This is a genomic window from Riemerella anatipestifer, from assembly GCF_009932355.1.
Classification (GTDB): Bacteria; Bacteroidota; Bacteroidia; order Flavobacteriales; family Weeksellaceae; genus Riemerella; species Riemerella anatipestifer_E.
This window is the reverse complement of the sequence record NZ_LEKU01000008.1, coordinates 36959-58215: the sequence shown is the minus strand read 5'-3', so window position 1 is coordinate 58215 and position 21257 is coordinate 36959. Positions and strand designations below refer to the sequence as shown.

Sequence of the window (21257 nt, the reverse complement as noted above, 5' to 3'; positions counted from 1 at the left end):
ACCAATATTTTTTACAATAAAATATTATTGTTAATAGTATCTATGTCAAACATATAATTCTCTAAAACCTTTTCTGTAGTGCCTCTAAGTCCTCTTGCACCTAATCCTTTTTCAAAAGTTTCGTCTACAATTTTCTCTAAGGTTTCGTCTGTGAATTCTAAATCTATACCATCCATTTTGAAAAGAGCTTTGAACTGATTAACAATAGAGTTTTTTGGCTCTTTCATTATTCTTACCATGGTCTCTTTGGTTAGTTGGTCTAAATAAGTAATTACAGGGAATCTACCTAAAAGTTCTGGAATTAATCCGAACTTTCTCAAATCCGTTGAGTTTACTTGTGGCAATATTTGTGCCAAATCTTTTTCGGAGTCTAACTTTTCTTTGCTAAATCCTATGGCTTGCTTGTTTAGTCTCCTTTCTATAATCTCTTTTATACCATCAAAAGCCCCTCCAGCAATGAATAATATATTCTGAGTGTTTACCTGTATATATTTTTGGTCAGGGTGTTTTCTTCCTCCTTGAGGCGGTACATTTACAATGCTTCCTTCCAATAATTTTAATAATCCTTGCTGTACACCCTCTCCTGATACATCTCTTGTGATGCTTGGATTGTCTGATTTTCTCGCTATTTTATCTATTTCATCTATGAATACAATGCCTTTTTCGGCTTTTTCTACATCATAATCAGCGACCATAAGAAGTCTAGATAAAATACTCTCTACATCTTCGCCTACATAACCCGCTTCGGTAAGTATTGTGGCGTCTACAATACAAAAAGGTACATTGAGTTCTCTAGCGATGGTCTTTGCTAAAAGGGTTTTTCCTGTGCCTGTTTCACCTATCATAATGATGTTAGATTTTTCTATCTCAACATCATTGTCTTTTTTTGTTGAAGAATGTAGAAGTCTTTTATAATGGTTATAGACTGCGATGGAAAGTTGTTTTTTAGCTTGGTCTTGTCCAATAACATACTCGTCTAGAGTTTTTTTAATTTCTCTAGGTTTCTTTAGTTCGGAGAGGGTGTTTACAGGAGAAAACTTTTCTTTCTGAATATTGTCTTTAACAAATGCGTGAGCTTGTTCTATACAATGTTCGCAGATGAGTCCATTTTGTCCCGAAACTAGCATTTGAACTTCTTTACGATGTCTTCCGCAAAAAGAACACTGGTTATTATTCATATTTAGTGTTGAATGTGTAGGTGAATTATTGGTGTTTTATTTTAAAATTTTTTGCTGTATTTCTTTGAAATCTTCTGCTGAAAATTTCACTCTCTCTTTCTTAAAATTAAGGTCTTCTATCTTGTTGATAGGTACTAAGTGAATATGAGCGTGTGGTACTTCTAGTCCGATAACTGCTATACTCACTCTTTCGCAAGGAATGTTTTTCTCAATTTTTTTTGCCACTTGTTGTGCAAATGCCCAAAGATTTTTAAACTCTTCCGTGTCTAAATCAAAAATAAGGTCAACTTCCTTTTTAGGAATTACCAAAGTATGTCCTTCAGCTAAAGGCATCACATCTAGAAAGGCTAAATGGTTTTCGTCCTCCGCTATTTTATATGCAGGGATTTCTCCGTTGATGATTTTGGTGAAAATAGAAGCCATAACAGTCAAATTTTAAAATTATAGAGAAATATCTAACACCTCAAATGTTAGCTGGTTACCATTAGGTAATGTGATTTCTGCTGTTTCGCCCACTTTTTTACCTAATAAACCTTTAGCAATAGGTGTGTTTACAGAGATTTTCCCTGATTTTAAATCACTTTCGTTATCTGGAACTAGTGTGAATACTTGTTCTTTTTTTGTGGCTTTATTAAATAGCTTTACAGTAGTCAATATAGAAACTTTAGAAATGTCTAGTTGACTTTCATCTATAACTTTAGAAGTAGCTATTAAATCTTTTAGTTTAGAAATTTTCATTTCTAAAAGCCCTTGAGCTTCCTTTGCAGCATCGTATTCAGCATTTTCAGAAAGGTCACCTTTATCTCTAGCTTCGGCTATTTGTTGCGTTATTTTTGGTCTTTCCACGCTTTCTAGTTGCTCTAGCTCGGCTTTCATTTTCTCTAAGCCTTCTTTCGTTACATATGCCATAATTTCGTTAATTTAGCGTTAGTATAAAAAAATAATCCGACATTTGCCGGACAATGTTTTGTGTTTAATAATTTGGTGCAAATATATAAATTTTATTTTAAATGAAAAGAACTTTTTGGGGATTATTGGTTTTAAAAATATTAGTAATCAGTATTTTAGTTTTTATTAATTCGTGTAAAAATAGAGAAGAAACGGTATCTTGTTTTCCTAATACAATGATTAATGTTAATCTTAACCTAAATTTACCTTTGTATCAAAAGTTAATGAATGTTGGCGGTTGGATTTATGTAAATGAGCAAAACTCGGGTACTAGAGGATTGATTGTGGTAAGAACAGGAACTGCTACATTTAAGGCGTATGATAGAAATGCTCCACATATTTGCCCAGCATCTGATACTACATTAGAAGTTAAAGATGATATTAAAATAGTTTGCCCTAAAGATGGAGCAGAATGGTATCTTTTAGCTTCCTTATCTGGACAACCTACTAAAGTTTCGCAAGTTCCGCCTAAGACTTATTTCACTTATTATGATACTGTATCTAATGTTTTAACTATAAGAAATTAATACAAATGAAAGTAGTTGTGCAAAGAGTTTCCTCCGTTTCTGTAGTGGTAGAAGGGGTAGAAGTGTCAAAAATAAACAAAGGGTATTTATTATTAGTAGGTGTAGAAGAAACTGATGAAAAGGCTGATGCGGATTGGCTTGTGAAAAAGATTGTTAATCTTAGAATTTTTAGTGATGATGAAGGTAAAATGAATTTATCTATAAAAGAAGTTGATGGAGAAGTGCTTTGTGTGAGCCAGTTTACACTTATGGCGGACTATAAAAAAGGGAATAGACCTTCTTTTATTACTGCAGCTAGGCCAGATTTGGCGGTTCTTATGTTTGAATATTTTAAATCAGAAATGGCTAAATATGGCGTTACTGTTAGTTCTGGTATTTTTGGAGCGGATATGAAAGTGAACTTAACTAATGATGGTCCAGTAACTATAATTATGGACTCTAAAATAAGATAGCGGTTTCTATAAATAATGAAAAACGAGCGGAATACATCATAGTATATTCGCTCGTTTTTGTTATATATTGATGTTATTAGTTTTTTAGAAAGCTATTTTTACTGGTGATTGCATCATTACTTTAGAATTATTTTTCTTGAAGTTGTTGATGGTTTCATAAATATAGTATTGCTCGCTTCCCATTTTTTGTTTCATAAAATAAGTGGAGATGCTCTCTTCATCCATACCTTTAAAAAATTCTTCTAAAGGATTTATTTCTGAAGGATAAGAAACTATGTTATAATTTTTTACCTTTGATTGTTTAACAGCAAAGTTAATGGCATCATTGAGGCTTCCTAGTTCGTCTACTAGCCCTAACTCTTTTGCTTTTTTACCAGACCAAACTCTACCACCTGCGATTTCGTCTACTTGTTCAAAAGTTTTATTTCTATTTTTAGTTACAAAATAAACGAACCTCTTGTAAGTCTGCTCCACACTATTTTGAAGCATGTTTTTGGTGCCCTCGGTAATACCACTGATAGGAGACATCATTTGTGAGTTGGCGTTTGTGGAAACCACATCAGAGCGAATTCCGTTTTTGTTAGCCAAATTTTTAAAGTCTGGTATTACACCAAATACACCAATAGATCCTGTAATAGTGTTAGGTTCTGAATAGATTTTATCTCCAGCCATTGCAATGTAATAACCTCCAGAGGCAGCATAATCTCCAAAGGAAACAATTAACGGTTTTTTTAGCTTAAGCTGTTGCAATTCAAATAGTATTTGGTCAGAAGCATTGGCACTTCCTCCAGGAGAGTTGATTCTTAAAATTACTGCTTTGATGTCATCATCATCTTTTAAATCTCTGATGTACTCTATGTATTTTTCGTCAGAAATATTGGTAACTTCATCACCATTGATGATGTTTCCTGAAGCATATAAAACTGCGATTTTTTCACTAGATTTGCTTTCGTCTTTGATAGATTTAATGTATTTTCTTATAGATACTTTATTAAGTTTCTTATCTGTGTCTATACCTATTTTTTGTTTTAGTAATAGTTCATATTCTCCTTTTTGTATTAGCTTATCTACTAAGCCATATTTCAAACTAAAATCAGGTATCATTCCGTAAAGACCATCTGTAATGGATTGGAAGTTTTCTATGCTAATTTTTCTAGATGAAGCAATTTTGTTAGAAACTCTACCCCATAAATCGGAAAGTAGAGTGCTTAGTTGTTCTTTATTTTCGGGAGAAATGTCATTTCTTAAAAAAGGTTCTACAGCAGCTTTATATTTGCCGTGTCTTATAATGTTGATGCCGATGCCGTATTGGTCAGCAAAATCTTTTAGAAATACCACTTCTGATGCCATACCTTTAAGTTCTATTCCTCCTGCGGGGTTGAGGTAAAATTTATCCGCAACGGAACCTAAGAAATAGGATGGTTGAGAAACTGAATTACCGTAAGAATACACGAATTTTCCACTTTTTTTGAAATCTTCTATAGCGTTTCTTATGCTTTCAATTTGAGTGATGCCCGCGTTGATGTTGTCATTTTCTATGCTAATTCCTTTGATATTGTCGTCCGTTTGGGCTTTCTCTATAGCTCTGATGACATCGTGTAGAGCAACATCTCGTACTTGGTTTTTAAAATCAAAGACATTTAGATCTTTCTCAGTTTCGCTTTCGATAACTCTGAATTTAGAATCTAGTGTTAATATTGAGTTACTTTTAATTTTTACATTATCTTTGTCTCCAATAGCGCTGCCAATTATAGCAATAATAATGAAACCAAAGAAAATAAAAAAAACGATGGTTATAGCCGTGATATTGGCTAATACACTTTTAATAAAACTACGCATACTATAAATAATTTTGTTAATATGTCGCAAAGAAAGGTCATTTTGTTACTAGGAAGTAACATAAAAAATCCTAAAAAAAATATAGAAGAAGCTATTTTGTTGATAGAGAAAAGGCTAGGGGCAATAATAAAAAAGAGTCAAATGTTAGAAACAGAGCCTGTAGAATTTGCTAGTTCTAATATATTTTGTAATATTGCAGTCTTATTAGAAACACAAATTTCACCTATTCAGATTTTAACTGAAGTGAAAAGTATAGAAAAAGCTATGGGGAGGATTAGTGATTCTAAAGAGTTAGGAGGATATGAAGATAGAGTAATAGATATTGATGTGGTGAGTATTGGTAATATCACCTACAAGTCAAGAAGACTGGATATACCTCATTATAAACATGTTCACGAACGTGACTTTTCTCAAGTGCTGTTGAGAGAAATAGGAATCACAAAGTGAAACAAAAAGAGAAAATATATATATATGAAAATTAATTTATTGTCGCTACTGGTTATTCCTGCTGTAATGTATTCACAAAACACGGAGAAGTATCCAAATACCTTTTCTTCAGGATCTACCTATGTAAAAAAGTTTGATAATAAATCTCGATTGTTTAATGATTGGTCTATCTCCGTTGGAGGAGGTGGGGCATTCATGCAATCAGCTGATTTAACTTCTTTTTATGGCAAGGGTGTCAATTTGGGTTGGAACACTTACATAAGTTTGGATAAACAAATCTCTCATGTTTTCGGACTGAGTTTACAATATCAGCAGGGTCAAACCAATCAGCAAGGGATGATAAATCCTATTTACGGAGTTGCAAATGCTAATACTAAGTATAAACAGGTTTCTTTGATTGGAGATGTTAACTTCTCTAATCTACTACTGAGAGTAGATAATAACTCTACATATAGATGGGCTTTGCATGGGTATGCGGGATTAGGGTTGCAAGGATATAAGACCTATTTACAAGATAAGTCTGCTTTGTGGAATGGCAGAGGTGTGTTAGAGGTGAATCAGGATTTAGATATTGCTTCATTTTTCTATCAAGCAGGTGCAGGTATTAAATATAAAATTTCCAAGTTGTTAGATATAGAGGCAAGACTTATGTATATTATGTCTGGTGATGATGAATTTGATGGTGGTGGTTGGGATAATACATCTGTAGAGTACCCATATAATAGAATAAAGAATACTAACTCTGATAATATGTTTACTGCTAATTTAGGACTTACATTTAAATTAGGTAAACATCTTTCTCATTTGGCGTGGCATGATCCGCTAGAATATCTAGAAAATAGAATAAGCAAACTGGGAGCACCTATCGATTTTGTTGTTTGTGAAAAAGGAGATAATGATAATGATGGTGTGTGTGATGATTGGGATAGACAATTAGATACTCCTGCTGGAGCCAGAGTTGATGGAGCAGGTGTGGCACTTGATATTGATTTAGATGGTGTTATTGATTTATATGATAAATGTGTAACTGTACCAGGACCAGCTTCGAATAATGGTTGCCCTGAAGTACTCAAAATAAATGTAAATAAGATTGATATAAAGCAATCTGTTGTAGAAATCAATAAGAATTTTGAAGGAATAGAGTTTGATCTTAATAGTGATGTAATCAGATCTATATCTTTTGATAGGCTAGATAAAGCTGCTGCAATCATCAAAAGTTTAGATTCTAAAACTCAGTATTTAGTAATAGGGGCTACAGATACTAGAGGTTCGGCTGCTTATAATAAAAAATTATCACAAAGAAGAGCAGATGCTGTAGTTAAATACTTAGTTGATAAGGGAGTAGATCCTTATATGTTATTAGCAGAAGGTAGAGGTAAGGATGATTTGAAATATCCTGAGTGTAACCCTTATACCAAATGTCCTGAGTGGAAAAATGAAGCTAATAGAAGAGTGTATTTTTCAGAAAAATAGAAGTAAAAATATAAAAAATATTATGAAATTAAATTTGGCAAGTATAGCATTGGTATTATCTTTTCCTGCTATTTTAGATGCTCAAGCAGTAACTGATACAACAGGTAGTAAGTACCCAAATACTTTTTCTTCGTGGTCGTCAAATGTTGTTCCTTTTACACAAGATGTAAAAAGATTCAATGACTGGTCAGTATCGGCAGGTGTAGGTATACCTTTTATTCAATCTGCAGATGTTACTTCTATCAAGAATGGTAATGGTAAGAATTTGTATGGCTATTCAATGTACCTTAGTGTAGATAGAGCAATAACTCATGCTTTTGGGTTAAATCTTCAGTATGATAGAGGAGAAACTAGACAAGGATCATATAGAACAGGAACAGGTGGTACAGGATATGCTGCTAGAACTCAGTATGATGCTATATCTTTATTAGGAGATATTAATTTTTCTAATCTATTTAGAAGAGTAGATAACCATTCTAACTATAGATGGGCTATCCATGGTTATGCAGGGATTGGAACGTTAGCTTATAGAGCTTATGCAGAGACTAATGGAGGACCACAGACACTGATGACCGAAGTTAAACCGTTTAAATTTACATCTTTATTTGGACAAGCGGGGGCAGGAGTTAAATTTAAGGTTTCTAGAAGAGTAGACCTTGAGACTAGAGTGATGTATGTAGTAACAGGAGATGATGAATTTGATGGAGGAGGAGCTCAATATAGTGATAGAAATATGACGGAGGATCAAGTGTCTGATAATTTCTTCAATGTGACACTAGGAGCTTCATATAAGTTTGGAAAACATATTTCCCATCTAATGTGGCATGACCCTTATCAAGAGCTTTATAACAAAATAGAGTTGGCTTCAGTACCTCCAGTAGTTGAAGTATGTAAAAGTGGAGATGCTGATAATGACGGTGTTTGTGATGATTGGGATAGACAACTAGATACTCCTGCTGGGGCTAGAGTAGATGGTGCTGGTGTTGCTTTGGATACAGATTTAGACGGTGTAATCGATTTACATGATAAATGTGTAACTGTTCCTGGTCCAGTTTCTAATAATGGTTGTCCAGAAGAAAAACAAATTGTACAGCAAAAATTAGAGCAAGAAGATGAGCAAATTGTGGCAATTAACAAAAACTTTGAAGGTATAGAGTTTGATCTTAATAGTGATGTCATTAGAGCTATATCTTTTGATAAGTTAGATAATGCAGTAGCTATCATGAAGACTTTAAGAACTGATAAGCAGTACTTAGTAATTGGCGCTACAGATACCAGAGGATCTGATGCTTACAACCAAAAATTATCTCAAAGAAGAGCTGAGTCTGTTGTGAGATATCTTGTTGGAAAAGGTGTTCCTAGCTCTATGTTAACTGCTGAAGGTAGAGGTAAAAAGGATTTAAAATATCCAGAATGTAACCCATACACTAAGTGTCCAGAATGGAAAAATGAAGCTAACAGAAGAGTTTACTTTAAAGCAAAATAATAGTTGAATTTGCTAATATTAGAAAGCTGTTTCACAATTGTGAAGCAGCTTTTCTTTTTTAGTTGTAACTTTGTAGCAATAGAATTAATTGTGTAAAAATGAATCTACTTTTAAAAGAATTTAATACGAACTACAAATCGATACCTTTTGATTTAATAAAAGAAGCTGACTTTCTACCAGCATTTATTGAGCTGATAAAATCTACTGAAGAAGAAATAAAAAATATCGCTGACAATAGTGAAGCTCCTACCTTTAAAAATACAATAGAAGCTATGTCTTATTCTGGAAAACAGTTAGATGTGGTATCTAATTTGTTTTTCAATCTTAATTCGGCAGAAACAAATGATGAATTACAAAAGATAGCACAAGAGGTTTCTCCTCTTCTTACAGAGTTTTCTTCCAAAATCTTCCAAAATCAAACACTTTTTTTACGAGTTAAGTCTGTGTATGACTCTAAGCAGAATTTAGATTTGAATGAGGAACAAACGATGTTGTTAGAACAAACCTATAAAGGATTTGTTCGCAATGGAGCTTTATTGAGTGAGGAAGATAAAAAGAAGTTAGAGGTTATCAATAAAGATTTGTCTATAAAATCTTTGAAATTTGGGCAAAATGTATTAGCAGCTACTAACAATTATTTTAAACATATTACAGATGTAAATAAGCTGAAAGGAATTCCTAATGATGTTTTGAATCAATACAAAGAAGAGGCTAAAAGTAGAGGATTGGAAGGCTATGTAATTACGCTACAATATCCTAGTTATTTACCACTGATGACCTATGTAGAAGATAGAGCTTTAAGAAAGGAGTTAGCTGTAGCTAATGGTAAAAAAGCTTTTGATGGAGGAGAGTTTGACAATCAAAAATTGATTGAAGAGATTGTGCTTCTAAGGCAGAAAAAAGCACAGCTATTGGGTTATGAAAACTATGCGACCTATGTTCTAGAAGAAAGAATGGCTAAGTCTTCAGTAGAGGTTTTTTCTTTTCTGAATGAGCTTTTAGAAAAGGCGAGGCCTTACGCTTTAAAAGAAATAGAAGAATTAAAAACTTTAGCTGAGAAAGATGGGATTACTGATATTCAAAGCTATGACCATGCCTTCTATGCTGAAAAGTTGAGAAAACAAAAGTTTGACTTGAGTGATGAAGAACTTAAACCTTATTTTCAGTTAGATAAAGTAGAACAAGCGGTGTTTGATTTATCAAAAAAAATATTTGGATTAGAGTTTGAAGAAATAACTGATATTTCAAAGTATCACCCTGAAGTAAAGACCTACAAAGTTACGGAGCAAGGTGAATATAAAGCACTTCTTTATGTAGATTATCACCCAAGAAAAGGTAAACGAGCTGGAGCTTGGATGACAAGTTATAGAAATCAATATAAAAAGGGAAATGAGAATCATCGTCCACATATTTCGGTAGTGTGTAACTTTACTAAACCTACGGCTGACACACCTAGTTTACTTACTTTTCAAGAGGTTACTACTTTATTCCATGAGTTTGGACATGCTTTGCACGGTATTTTGGCTAACACGCAATATCCTAATTTGTCTGGAACTTCCGTGAAATGGGATTTTGTAGAGTTACCATCTCAGTTTTTAGAAAACTATTGTTACGAGGCAGAGTTTCTTAAAACTTTTGCTAAACATTATAAAACAGGAGAGGTCTTATCTAATGAAAAAATTGAAAAAATAGCTCAATCTAAAAACTTTATGGAAGGCTATCAGACACTTAGACAGTTAGGTTTCGGTTTGTTAGACATGCATTATCATACAACTCATTTTTCGGACGAGGAAAAGTTGAAAATAAAAGATTTTGAAGATAAAGTAATGGCTGCTACTCAGCTTTATCCAATTCATTCCGAAACAGCAGTAAGCCCTAGCTTCTCTCATATTTTTCAAGGAGGTTATGCAGCGGGTTATTATTCTTACAAATGGGCAGAGGTTTTAGATGCGGACGCATTTCAGTATTTTGAAGAGAATGGAATTTTCAATCAAGAGATAGCTGGAAAGTACAAACAACTTTTATCCAGTGGAGGTACTATAGCCCCTATGGTCTTATATAAAAACTTTAGAGGAAGGGAACCTAAAGTTGAAAGTTTACTAACACGGGCTTTTGGATAGAGAGGCTAAAGTTTAATGTATTGTAAAATAGCCTTTTGAGTTTCTTATTGGAAATTTAAAAGGCTTTTACATTAAATTTTTAAAATAATCCCACAGCACTACAAATAGCATAGCTACCCCAAGCGAGAAATTAAATAAACTACTCGCAAGAAACCCTATAAAAGCCCCTTTGGTAGAATTGTAGGCTTTGAGGTAATTTTTGCTATCGTGTAACATTTCGCCAATAAAAACTCCTAGAAACATACCTATTAAAAATCCAAAAGGAATTGGTAGAAAAAATCCTACTAAAGTTCCTACAATAGAGCCAATGCTGCCCCATTTAGTACCTCCATAGCGTTTGTTTAGCTTTGCAGGAATAAGGTAATTTAGAACTAAAGAGGCTAAAGATAGAAGTCCAAAAGTCCAAATATATACCATGGATAGATTGGCATCAGTACCAAATTTGTAGAGCAGCACTCCTGCAAAACTTAGTAAAATACCAGGTAATACAGGAAGTATAGTTCCTAGTATACCAATGATAACCATAATGATACTAATAATAGTTACCCAATCTTGAGTTGTCATAATACTATAAAATTTGGTTAAAAGTACATATTTAGTACCATCTAAACAAACCTATTTTCTTATTTTTGCCAATATGAATGAGGAGATAAAAGATACCAAAGATTTTTTACAAAAAATAAGTGATCAAATTCATTTTTGGATAAAGGCAGAGATGCCTGATGGAATTATTTTGTTGTGTCAAATAGCGGCAAAACTATTCTTACTTTTAGTGATATTGGTTGCCTTGGATTTTTTATTTAAAATTTCATTTAACGCTTTATTTTTAGTTTTTAGAAAGTATACACAAAAACCAATTCTTAGAGCTTTTTATGAGAGTAAAATTTTAAATTCGGTGGCTCATTTTTTTGCTATTAGAATTACTCAGGAAATGATTTATTCTATTTTCTATAGACACCCTAAAAGTCATAGTATTTTAGAAACATTCTTTTCGTTAATGTTTGTACTAGCGTTTGCTATACTGTATTTTAGGTTGCTTAAAACCACCGAAAAATACTATGTTTTTAAAGGAGATTTTTATCGAATTACAGGTATTAGAGCCGTTACACAATCCCTCAAAATATTAGGTTATATTATATTTATTTTTGTAGGAGTTTCGGTACTATTTCATATCAAAGCGTCTACTATTTTAGGTAGTTTAGGGGCAATGACGGCGGTGATACTTCTTGTCTTTAGAGATACTATTTTGGGTTTTGTTACGGGTATTCATGTGTCTACCTCTAGAAATCTAAAAGTAGGTGATTGGATAGGAATCCCGAAGTATAACATTGAAGGTACAATAGAAGACATTAACCTATTGACGACAAAGATTCAGAATTTTGATAAAACAGTATCTACTATACCTACTTACGACCTGCTTTCTACAGAGATTAAGAATCTTCAGATAATGTCTGAAACCAATACTAGGAGAATAAAAAAAGCTATTATTTTCAATATTAAATCATTCAAGTTTATAGATGATGAAATGATGGCGAAGCTGTCTAAAATTAACCTAGTTAAAGACTATTTAGAAGAAAAAAATGCTAAAATTTCAGAAGCAAAAAAGAGAATTGCTAACTCTTCTGAAATTATCAATGGTCCACAGCTTACCAATATTGGTACATTTAGAGTGTATGCTCTTAATTATTTAAAAAATAATGATAATATAGAACAAGAAAGTCCGCTGATGGTAAGACAGTTAGAAATTACAGCCCAAGGACTTCCTTTGGAAATTTATTGTTTTACCAACAACTCTAAGTGGGAAAATTATGAGCAGATACAAGCAGATATTTTTGACCATCTTCTCGTAGCGGCACAGGTATTTGATTTGGAGGTAATGCAAGTCAGTATCAAAGTATAATGTTAAATGTCAATAATATAAAATAATGACAAAACTAAGCGTAAATATAAATAAAATAGCTACTCTGAGAAATGCTAGGGGCGGCGATGTGCCGAGTGTAACTCAGGTGGCTATAGATGCTCAAAAATTTGGAGCACAAGGGATTACCATACACCCAAGACCAGATGAAAGGCATATCACAAGAAAAGATGTGTACGATTTAAAACCATTGGTAACCACCGAGTTTAATATTGAAGGGAATCCTCATCGTCCGTTTATAGATATGGTGTTGGAGGTAAAGCCAGAGCAGGTAACATTGGTGCCAGATGCAGACGATGCCATTACCTCTAACGCAGGGTGGGATTGTAAAATGCATTTAGATTTTCTAAAAAATGTTATAGCCGAATTTAAAGCAGAAGGGATAAGAACTTCTATCTTTTTAGACCCTAATCCAGAGATGGTAAAATATGCAGCGGAGACAGGCACGGACAGGATAGAACTCTACACGGAGGCTTATGCTAAAGGTTATACTAAAAATAGAGAACAAGCCATATTGCCTTATATCAAAACAGCAGAAGAAGCGATAAATAACGGTTTGGGAATCAATGCGGGGCATGATTTAAGTTTAGAAAACTTAAAGTATTTTTCAGATGAAATACCTAACTTGTTAGAAGTTTCCATTGGACATGCCCTTATCTCAGAAGCTCTTTATTTAGGACTAGAAAATACAATTCAAAGTTACCTTAAAAGATTAGCAAAATGGTAAATCAAACAGAAATATTACATTCTAAAATATATGGTGGAGAGTTGTCAGTAACCCCTCTTTTAGTATTTCATGGTTTATTCGGAATGTTAGATAATTGGGGTGGCTTTGGGAGAGATTTTGGTGAAGTAATGCCCACACATTTGATAGATTTAAGAAATCATGGCAAGAGTTTTCATTCCGAAAATATGTCTCATGATGATTTGGCAGAGGATATTCTTAATTATATGTCTGCTCATAATTTGCAGAAAGTAAATCTCTTAGGGCATTCTCTCGGAGGAAAAGCAGTGATGCAGTTTGCAGTAAAATATCCCGAAAAAGTGGAGCAACTTATTGTTGTGGATATAGCTCCTAAATCTTATCCACCACATCATCAAGGGATTATTAAGGCATTACAAACGGTGGATTTTGATACCGTGAGTACACGCCAAGAGATGGAGGAACATTTGGCTCAATACATCAAAGAAAAACCAGTAATACAGTTCTTGGCTAAAAACCTTTATTGGACGGAAACTAAGAAACTTAATTGGAGATTTAATTTGGCTACTTTAGCAGAAAAATATGGTGATTTTGTGGGGAATGCTATTAAATTTGGTGTATTTGAGGGAGAAACGCTTTTCATTGGAGGGGCTTTGTCTAATTATATTTTGCCTCAAGATGAATTCTTGATAAAACAACAATTTCCAAAGGCTAAAATTATTAAAATTTCTAATGCAGGACATTGGGTACAAGCTGAAAACCCTAAAGATTTTGCTGTTGCGGTTAAGGAGTTTTTAGTTTAATATAGATAGAAATTATGGTACTAGTTACAGGAGCTACAGGGATTTTGGGAAGTCTTATTGTTCTAAAACTTCTTCAGCAAGGGCAAGAGGTTCGTGCTACCAAGCGTTGTGGTTCTCAAGTAGAAAAACTGAAAGATATTTTTTCTTTTTATACGGATAAAGCAGATTATTATTATCAAAAAATAGAATGGGTAGAGGTAGATTTTGAGGATTTAGATTCTTTAAGAGTGGCTTTAGACGGTGTTAAGCAAGTCTATCATACCGCGGCAAAGGTAAGTTTTCATCCTAGGGATAAAAAGTCTATGTATAAGACTAATATACAGGGGACTAAAAATCTTCTTTACATTGCTGAAGAGAAAAATGTAGAGCAATTTTTATATGTGAGTTCCATTGCTGTTCTAGACGCTGCCAATGAGTTTGAAGCCATTGATGAAGAGTCTAATTTTAATCCTAAATTGGCTCATTCTAGCTATGCTATTTCTAAGCATTTTTCGGAGATGGAAGTTTGGCGTTCTTCTGCGGAAGGAATGAATGTGGTGGTGATAAATCCAGGAGTTATCATAGGTTCTGGAAATTGGGAGCAGAGTAGTGGCGTTTTATTTGATAATATTAAAAAATTACCTTTTAGTTTTGAAGGGAATACAGGCTATGTAGATGTGAGAGATGTTGCTGATATTGCCATAAAACTTCTTGCTGAAAAAACTAAATCGTCAGGGCAGAGATTTATACTTATTTCCGAGAATAAAACTTACATTGAAGTCGCTAATTTAGTTCGTAAAAAGTTAGGGTTGTCTTCATCTAAAATATTCCCATCTTATTTATGGCGTTTAGGGTGTTTTCTATCCAAAATCATAGGGTGGGCTTTGCCAGTATTGAAATTGTTTAATAAAGCTAATACTGATGCCTTAAACTCAAAAACGCTTATTTCTAACGAAAAGATAAAAAATCTTCTTCAATATGAATTTATTTCTGTTGAGGATAGTATAGATTTTCATCTAAAAAATTGGGTTAAGAGTAGGAAATAAAACTATATTGTGATAAATTTAATTATTATATAACTATGAAAAAACTATTTATGTTATCCACTTTGGTGGCGAGTTCGGTTATGTTTTCACAAGGAAATATGGTTAAAACGGAGGAGACTCCTACCATAGAAAAAATGAATATTTTGAAAACCAATGTTACGGGCTTATTGTTTAGAAATTTTAATATTACTTATGAGCGTCCTATAAATAAGTGGTTTTCGGTTACTGGAGGTCTTAATCTTGTGCCAAAAGGAAGTGTGCCTTACGCTAGACAATTTAATCTAGATGAATCTATAAATGATGCTAAAATGTCTACTACGGCGTTTACTTTAGAAGGTAGATTTTATCTAGGTAAAGGTTATGGCAAAGGGTTTTACTTAGCACCATATTATAGATACACCAATGTTAATGTAAGTAATATTACAGTAAATATCGAAGATCAAAATAATCAAAACATACCTGTAAATGTTCAGGGGAAGATGAATGCTCATTCTGCTGGATTGATGTTAGGAACTCAGTGGTTCTTAGGTAAAAAGAAAGATTGGGTGCTAGATTGGTGGATTATTGGAGCTCACTATGGAGCTTCTAGAGGAGATTTACAAGGGTTTACTAATAGAACGCTAAATGAGCAAGAGCAAGCAGAATTAAAGAAAGAGTTGAGTGGCTTAGATGTACCTTTAGTTGATTATAGTGTAACTACCAATGCTAATGGGGCTGATGTTAAAGTAAATGGACCTTGGGCGGGTGTTAGAGGAGGAATATCAATAGGGTATAGATTCTAAAGTTTGTATAGGTTATAATTTTATATGTAAGATGGCGCTATTATGTATAGTGTCATCTTTTTTTGTAGGGAAACTGTATAAGTAATAAAAACAAAAAACCTCACTTGAAAAAGTGAGGTTTCTGTGAGCGCGCCAGGATTCGAACCTGGGACCGTCTGCTTAGAAGGCAGATGCTCTATCCAGCTGAGCTACGCACCCATTTAGAATTTTTAGTGTAAAAATTCCGAAAAACATTGTCGGGGCGGCAGGATTCGAACCTGCGACCTCCTGGTCCCAAACCAGGCGCGATGACCGGACTACGCTACGCCCCGAATATTATTCTCTGAGTTGCGGAGGGTATGGGATTCGAACCCATGCGACCCTTGCGAGTCGACAGTTTAGCAAACTGCTCCGTTAACCACTCCGGCAACCCTCCTTTTCGTTGTTATTTTAAGTACTTCTGTTCTGTAATTGCGAGTGCAAATATAGAGCGTTTTTTTGAAACCTCCAAATAAAATGCAAAAAAAATCTAAAATTTTTATCACTATCTTTGGCAGTCAATTTTAAAAATAAAAGTGAATAATGCGTAATATTTTGTTTATTATAAGTTTAGGTGCTGTGGTGACTTCTTGTAGCACTCAGCAAAAAATAGTTGCACCTCAACCAAAATTAGATTCAAAAGTAGTAAGTACACCTCAAAAACCTAAAGTGGAGCAATCTACTAAAGGGGATTTCTATTACAAAACTAATATTAGTGATATTACAAAAAACGATAATACCACCAGCTATGGTTCTGTAGTTACGGCTAAACCTAAAGGATATAAGGTAAATTATGAGAATTTTCCATCTGTAGCTCAGAATTTTAGGCAGCGTTTTCTTATTCTTCATTATACAGCTCTTGATAATGAGACCTCAGTACGAGTGCTTACCCAAAGAGGTGTGAGTGCTCACTATCTTGTAAGTGATTTACCTGACGATGACATTTGGCAACTTGTTGATGAGAATAAAAGAGCCTACCATGCAGGTATTAGCTTTTGGAGAAATATCACCGAAATGAATGATAATTCCATAGGGATAGAAATTGTTAATAAAGGTTATACTGTTGGTACAGCAGGAGAAAAAGTATTTTATCCATTTCCTGAACATCAGTTTAAGAAAGTAGCCGCTTTAGCAAAAGATATTGTAGAGCGTTATAATATTCCTCCAACTCAAATTTTAGCCCACTCTGATATTGCTCCAACTAGGAAGCAAGACCCAGGTCCATTTTTCCCTTGGAAACGCCTCTATGATGAGTATGATCTAGGAATGTGGTATGATGCAACTACCAAGCAAAACTTTTATGAAACTGCTTTAAGCGATTTAGAGTTTAATTATAACAACTCTACTTTTATTTCAAAAGTGCAAAATACTTTAAGAAGTTTTGGGTATGACATTACTCCTACTGGAACTTGGGATAAATCTTCTCAACAGGTTATCGAGGCTTTTCAATATCATTTTCGTCCAGAGAAATGTGATGGTGTATTAGATGCAGAAACTTGGGCTATATTGCAAGCTCTTGTAGTGAAATATCCTGGTAAGTAATTGTAACAACATTATTGGAATTTGACTTTGATTTAAACCAAAGTCAAATTCCATTTTTCTATCATTTCAGAGAAACGAGAATTAGTAAATTCTTTATTTCTGATTTTATTTACTGAGAAAATACCCTTTTCGTCAGAAATCATTAAAATTTCATCAGCTTTTTGGCTTTCAAAAGCAATCATTTCCACTTGTTCTATTTCTGCCAAACGATTTTTATGAACATAGGTAATAAAGCTTTCCATCAATGGGGAAATATATGCTCCTTCCGTTTGCTTAGGGATTTTAATTGTGTTGCCTTCTAAAAACAAAAGATTGCCGTAAATACTTCTAGCAATACGCTTATTAGGATTGAGTAGAATAACATCGTCCAAATCATTCTCCTGAGCGTAAATTTCAGCATAGATATTTTCTGGACAATGGGTGTGTATATTACTTAAAACATGTGTATTAACACTTATTTCCTTAATAATATCTAGCTCTATATTTTTCTTTATTTGAAACAAGTTGTCCTCTCTAACCACTTCGTAGACAAAATGAATAGGAGTTTTAGCGGAAAAAGTATCTTCTATCTTTCTAAATGCTAACACTTTAATATAACCATTATCGAATGGGAGATTTTGGATAGCTTGAGAAAAAATGTCTGTGAAAAATTCTAAAGTAAAACTTAATGGAATGTTCATTCTCATTTTTCTCATAGAAGACATCAGAAAGAAATAAACATCTTCTGCTAAAATCACTTTTTTATTTTTGAAAAAAAAGTAAACTTTTACAGCGTCTCCGTTCATAAAAGCTCTATTGGCATAGGCTAATGATTGTTCCTGAGAAAGTAAATTGCCATCTAAATACATGTTGTTCTATTTTAATAAAGAAAAAATGAACGATAAAAATCGCTCATTGTAATTTGTTAAGTATCAAAAAACTAAGCTGCACCTAGTTTTATTTTTAGGTTTTCTACAAGGTTTTCCCAATAAAGACGGTTTTCTTCCTCATCTCCTTTTTCGCAAAAGTCCGTAATGTTAAGAGATAGGTCTTCCGTTATTTCATCTATCACAATAGACATCTCGAAGAAACTCTTAGTACCTTCATCTTCTTCCCATCTAAAACGAACAAAACTTTCAGGCTTATATCTTATAAGCGTCGCCTTTTCAGCAGGACCACCGCCCCAACTGAAATAAAAATCATCTCCTCTCTCTTCTACCTCATCAGCAAACCACTCCGCTAAACCTTCCGCAGTCGCTAGATATTCATACAAAATCTCTGATAAGCAATGCATTGCAAACTCGTAAGTTACCTTATGTTTCGCCATAATATATCGTCTTATTATAAAGTCTCGCAATATAGAAATTATTTTTGGAGAAAAACGATTTTTAGGGACGGAATTTTTGGATTTATGATTTTTTTTAGGTTATTACTGAGGACTATATGATGCAGTACTTTCGTTTTTCATAAATTTGCAAACATTATTCAATTCGTAAATAAATATGAAACATCTCCGCGTAAGAGAAATATTGGTTTTATTATATAGGGTTTTACTGGTATTTGTTTTCTTTCAAATTGCTAGATTTTTATTTTGGATTTTCAATAAAGATTTAATAAAAATCGAGAGCTTTTCTCAATATTTTAAATTGGCATATTACGGTACCGCGTTTGATACTACGGCAATATTGTATGTTAATTCGTTATTTATATTCCTAAGCCTTATTCCACTCACTATCAATACTAAAAAAGGATATCAAAAATTACTCTTTTGGGTATATTTTATTACCAATGGCATTGCTTATTCTATGAATTTTGGCGATTTTATTTATTATCGGTTTAGTCAATCTAGATTAACCTCTGCGGTGCTAGATGTGGTAGAACACGAGTCTAATATTTTAAAAGTATTTGGTGTCTCCTTAATAGAAAATCCTTTAATTCCTTTGATTTTCATTGCTTTATTAGCGGTGTGGATTTGGCTTTACAAAAGAGTAAGTATATCTTACCAAAAGCCTCAAAAATTACTACCTTATTTTATAGGCTCTGTGGTGACTCTGTGTATAGTGGCTACACTTACGGTGGGTGGTATAAGAGGCGATTTTAAACACAGTACCCGACCTATCAACTTGGTAGATGCTAATAGACATACGGAAAATCCAATCCACGCAAATGTTGTGCTTAATAGTACTTTTTCGTTTTTGAGAACTTTAGGTTCTAACAACTTTAAAGAGGTTCACTTTGTGGAGGAAAACTTCATTAAAGAGCATATAAAACCTTATAAATTATACCAAAGAGATGTGCCTAAAGAAAGGCCCAATATTGTGATTTTTATTGTAGAAAGTTTTGGTAAAGAATATTCTGGTGCATTTAATAGTTCTAGTAAAATCAAAGACTATGTTTCATATACTCCTTTTATAGATAGCTTAGCGAAAGAAAGTCTTATTTTTACCAATGCTTTCGCTAACGGAAGGCAATCTATACACGGTATGAGTAGTATTTTAGCAGGTATCCCAAGTTTAAAAGATGCTTTTACAAGCTCTCCATATTCTAATCAAAAAATACAATCTATTGTATCTGTGTGTAATGAGTTAGGATATGACACTTCTTTCTATCATGGAGCTCCTAATGGTTCCATGGGCTTTTTGGGATTTGGGAATATCCTTGGGTTTCAAAAATATTATGGCAAAACCGAATATAATAATGATGATGACTTTGATGGTATGTGGGCAATTTGGGACGAACCTTTTTTACAGTATTTTGCTAAAAATGTGTATCAAAAAAGTTTAGAAAAACCTTTTATGGCGACTGTATTCACGGCATCGTCTCATCACCCTTTTAAAATCCCTGAAAAATACAACGGAAAATTTAAAAAAGGGCATATCCCAATGCACGAGCCTATACAATACACTGATTATGCCATAAAAAAATACTTTGAAACGGCTAAAAAACAGCCTTGGTTTCAGAATACCATTTTTGTAATTACGGGAGACCATACCAATCAGCCTTTTTATCCAGAGTACGAAAAGGCAATGAACCGCTTTGCACTTCCTCTCATTTTCTATTCTCCTAACCCTAAATATAATCTCAGAGGAATAGATGAAAGACTGGCACAACAGTCTGATATCTACCCTACATTAGCCGATATAATAGCTTATAACAAGCCTATAAGAAGTTGGGGAAGGAGTTTAGTTTCTCCTAAAAATGAAGAAGCTATTATTATAAATTCGGACGGGATACAGGAGCAATTTATCATTGGTAATTATATTTACCTTTTTAATGGTAAAGACATTATAGGTGTTTATAATAAAACTGATTTAGGTTTAGAGAATAACCTTATAAAAAGCATCAATAAACCCGAGGTGGATTATGGCAAAAAACTCTGTATGGCATGGTATCAAGACTATATGTATAGGGTTATCAATAGAAAACTGAATTAAATAGTGTTTAAATTTTTTTAATAATCTAAAACATTGTTTTATATATGTAAAAATGGAATGGTATATTGTTTGTTTAATTAAATTTTATATCTTTAACCCATATTTAAATTTAATAAAATTATGAAAAAATTAATGTTTGCCACTATGGCTCTAATGTTTAGTGTGATGTCTTATGCTCAGATAGAAGGAAAATGGAAAACTATTGATGATGAAACAGGACAAGCTAAATCTATTGTAGAAATTTTCAAGAAGTCTGACGGAAAATACTATGGTAAGGTGATACAGCTACTTATTAAGCCTGCTGACCCTAACTGTTCTTTGTGTAAAGACGATAGAAAAGGAAAACCTATTTTGGGAATGGAAGTAATTAGAGGTATCAAAAAAGATGGTAATACCTTTGACGGAGGAACTATTACTAACCCTAAAAACGGTAAAGTTTACAAATGTTCTATCGAAAGGGAAGGTAATAAGCTAAATGTGAGAGGTTATATAGGTATTTCTATAGCTGGGCGTACGCAAGTTTGGCATAAAGTAGATTAAAAAAATATAAATGAATGCAAAATAAAAACAGAGAGGATTCTTC

Annotated in this window: 21 protein-coding genes and 3 tRNA genes; 14 read left to right on the top strand and 10 right to left on the bottom strand. The window is 33.4% G+C overall.

The annotated features are described in order from the left end of the window. Positions 1–11: 11 nt before the first annotated feature. Genes clpX through greA form a run of 3 tightly spaced genes read right to left on the bottom strand, consistent with a single transcriptional unit; the run spans position 12 to position 2087 of the window. A complete protein-coding gene (clpX, locus tag GXW81_RS03415) occupies positions 12–1178 on the bottom strand; it encodes an ATP-dependent Clp protease ATP-binding subunit ClpX (RefSeq protein WP_161531192.1) in 1167 nt (388 codons plus the stop codon). A gap of 36 nt (positions 1179–1214) precedes the next feature. After that, positions 1215–1601, bottom strand: a complete 387-nt coding sequence (locus GXW81_RS03410) for an HIT family protein (RefSeq protein WP_004916969.1) — start codon at positions 1599–1601, stop codon at positions 1215–1217. An 18-nt stretch (positions 1602–1619) separates the two neighbouring features. Next, complete coding sequence (gene greA, locus GXW81_RS03405; protein ID WP_004916971.1) at positions 1620–2087, bottom strand: transcription elongation factor GreA; 468 nt, start codon at positions 2085–2087, stop codon at positions 1620–1622. A gap of 101 nt (positions 2088–2188) precedes the next feature. On the opposite strand from greA, the gene GXW81_RS03400 reads away from it, so the two are divergent. Next, on the top strand, positions 2189–2653 hold the full coding sequence (locus tag GXW81_RS03400) for a hypothetical protein (protein WP_161531191.1): 465 nt from the start codon (positions 2189–2191) through the stop codon (positions 2651–2653). A gap of 5 nt (positions 2654–2658) precedes the next feature. Further along, a complete protein-coding gene (gene dtd / locus GXW81_RS03395; RefSeq protein ID WP_161531190.1) occupies positions 2659–3105 on the top strand; it encodes a D-aminoacyl-tRNA deacylase in 447 nt (148 codons plus the stop codon). An 84-nt stretch (positions 3106–3189) separates the two neighbouring features. Here the strand turns inward: dtd and sppA are convergent, their stop codons facing one another. Beyond that, positions 3190–4944 (bottom strand): signal peptide peptidase SppA, encoded by a 1755-nt coding sequence (gene sppA / locus GXW81_RS03390; protein ID WP_161531189.1) that lies wholly within the window; start codon positions 4942–4944, stop codon positions 3190–3192. A gap of 21 nt (positions 4945–4965) precedes the next feature. Here sppA and folK point away from each other — a divergent pair, with 21 nt between their 5' ends. From folK to GXW81_RS03370, 4 genes are all read left to right on the top strand, one after another. Beyond that, positions 4966–5391 carry a 2-amino-4-hydroxy-6-hydroxymethyldihydropteridine diphosphokinase gene (gene folK, locus GXW81_RS03385; RefSeq protein ID WP_161531188.1) on the top strand — a complete coding sequence of 142 codons (426 nt, stop codon included), beginning with the start codon at positions 4966–4968 and terminating at the stop codon, positions 5389–5391. A gap of 24 nt (positions 5392–5415) precedes the next feature. Continuing rightward, on the top strand, positions 5416–6864 hold the full coding sequence (locus tag GXW81_RS03380) for an OmpA family protein (RefSeq protein ID WP_154138082.1): 1449 nt from the start codon (positions 5416–5418) through the stop codon (positions 6862–6864). A 22-nt stretch (positions 6865–6886) separates the two neighbouring features. Beyond that, positions 6887–8350: an OmpA family protein gene (locus GXW81_RS03375; RefSeq protein WP_161531187.1), complete on the top strand. Its 1464-nt coding sequence runs from the start codon at positions 6887–6889 to the stop codon at positions 8348–8350. 98 nt (positions 8351–8448) lie between these two features. Next, a complete protein-coding gene (locus GXW81_RS03370; protein ID WP_161531186.1) occupies positions 8449–10470 on the top strand; it encodes a M3 family metallopeptidase in 2022 nt (673 codons plus the stop codon). A 66-nt stretch (positions 10471–10536) separates the two neighbouring features. Here GXW81_RS03370 and GXW81_RS03365 read toward each other — a convergent pair whose 3' ends face one another. After that, entirely contained in the window at positions 10537–11034 is a 498-nt protein-coding gene (locus GXW81_RS03365) for a DUF456 domain-containing protein (protein ID WP_161531185.1), read from the bottom strand. Positions 11035–11107: 73 nt separating this feature from the next. On the opposite strand from GXW81_RS03365, the gene GXW81_RS03360 reads away from it, so the two are divergent. The 5 genes from GXW81_RS03360 to GXW81_RS03340 are packed head-to-tail and all read left to right on the top strand — an operon-like array spanning position 11108 to position 15701. Then, a complete protein-coding gene (locus tag GXW81_RS03360) occupies positions 11108–12370 on the top strand; it encodes a mechanosensitive ion channel family protein (protein ID WP_064971275.1) in 1263 nt (420 codons plus the stop codon). Positions 12371–12395: 25 nt separating this feature from the next. After that, the gene (locus tag GXW81_RS03355) at positions 12396–13115 is read left to right on the top strand and encodes a pyridoxine 5'-phosphate synthase (protein WP_004920391.1); all 720 of its coding nucleotides are present in this window, start codon (positions 12396–12398) and stop codon (positions 13113–13115) included. Next, a complete protein-coding gene (locus GXW81_RS03350; protein ID WP_161531184.1) occupies positions 13109–13894 on the top strand; it encodes an alpha/beta fold hydrolase in 786 nt (261 codons plus the stop codon). The genes GXW81_RS03355 and GXW81_RS03350 overlap by 7 nt, the downstream gene beginning before the upstream one ends. A gap of 14 nt (positions 13895–13908) precedes the next feature. Then, positions 13909–14919, top strand: coding sequence for an NAD-dependent epimerase/dehydratase family protein (locus GXW81_RS03345; protein WP_161531183.1), 1011 nt, complete (start codon positions 13909–13911; stop codon positions 14917–14919). 35 nt (positions 14920–14954) lie between these two features. Then, positions 14955–15701, top strand: coding sequence for a DUF3575 domain-containing protein (locus GXW81_RS03340; RefSeq protein WP_161531182.1), 747 nt, complete (start codon positions 14955–14957; stop codon positions 15699–15701). 124 nt (positions 15702–15825) lie between these two features. On the opposite strand, the gene GXW81_RS03335 is transcribed toward GXW81_RS03340, so the two are convergent. From GXW81_RS03335 to GXW81_RS03325, 3 genes are all read right to left on the bottom strand, one after another. Then, a tRNA-Arg gene (locus GXW81_RS03335) sits at positions 15826–15899 on the bottom strand. Positions 15900–15937: 38 nt separating this feature from the next. After that, a tRNA-Pro gene (locus tag GXW81_RS03330) sits at positions 15938–16012 on the bottom strand. 19 nt (positions 16013–16031) lie between these two features. After that, a tRNA-Ser gene (locus GXW81_RS03325) sits at positions 16032–16116 on the bottom strand. Positions 16117–16262: 146 nt separating this feature from the next. Here GXW81_RS03325 and GXW81_RS03320 point away from each other — a divergent pair. After that, on the top strand, positions 16263–17261 hold the full coding sequence (locus tag GXW81_RS03320) for an N-acetylmuramoyl-L-alanine amidase (protein ID WP_161531181.1): 999 nt from the start codon (positions 16263–16265) through the stop codon (positions 17259–17261). A 32-nt stretch (positions 17262–17293) separates the two neighbouring features. On the opposite strand, the gene GXW81_RS03315 is transcribed toward GXW81_RS03320, so the two are convergent. Both GXW81_RS03315 and GXW81_RS03310 read right to left on the bottom strand, forming a co-directional pair. After that, positions 17294–18109, bottom strand: coding sequence for an aminotransferase class IV (locus GXW81_RS03315; protein WP_161531180.1), 816 nt, complete (start codon positions 18107–18109; stop codon positions 17294–17296). Positions 18110–18180: 71 nt separating this feature from the next. After that, complete coding sequence (locus GXW81_RS03310) at positions 18181–18567, bottom strand: START-like domain-containing protein (RefSeq protein ID WP_064971198.1); 387 nt, start codon at positions 18565–18567, stop codon at positions 18181–18183. 175 nt (positions 18568–18742) lie between these two features. Here GXW81_RS03310 and GXW81_RS03305 point away from each other — a divergent pair, with 175 nt between their 5' ends. Both GXW81_RS03305 and GXW81_RS03300 read left to right on the top strand, forming a co-directional pair. Next, on the top strand, positions 18743–20674 hold the full coding sequence (locus GXW81_RS03305; protein ID WP_161531179.1) for an LTA synthase family protein: 1932 nt from the start codon (positions 18743–18745) through the stop codon (positions 20672–20674). 120 nt (positions 20675–20794) lie between these two features. Further along, complete coding sequence (locus GXW81_RS03300; protein ID WP_161531178.1) at positions 20795–21214, top strand: DUF2147 domain-containing protein; 420 nt, start codon at positions 20795–20797, stop codon at positions 21212–21214. The last annotated feature ends 43 nt before the right edge of the window (positions 21215–21257 follow it).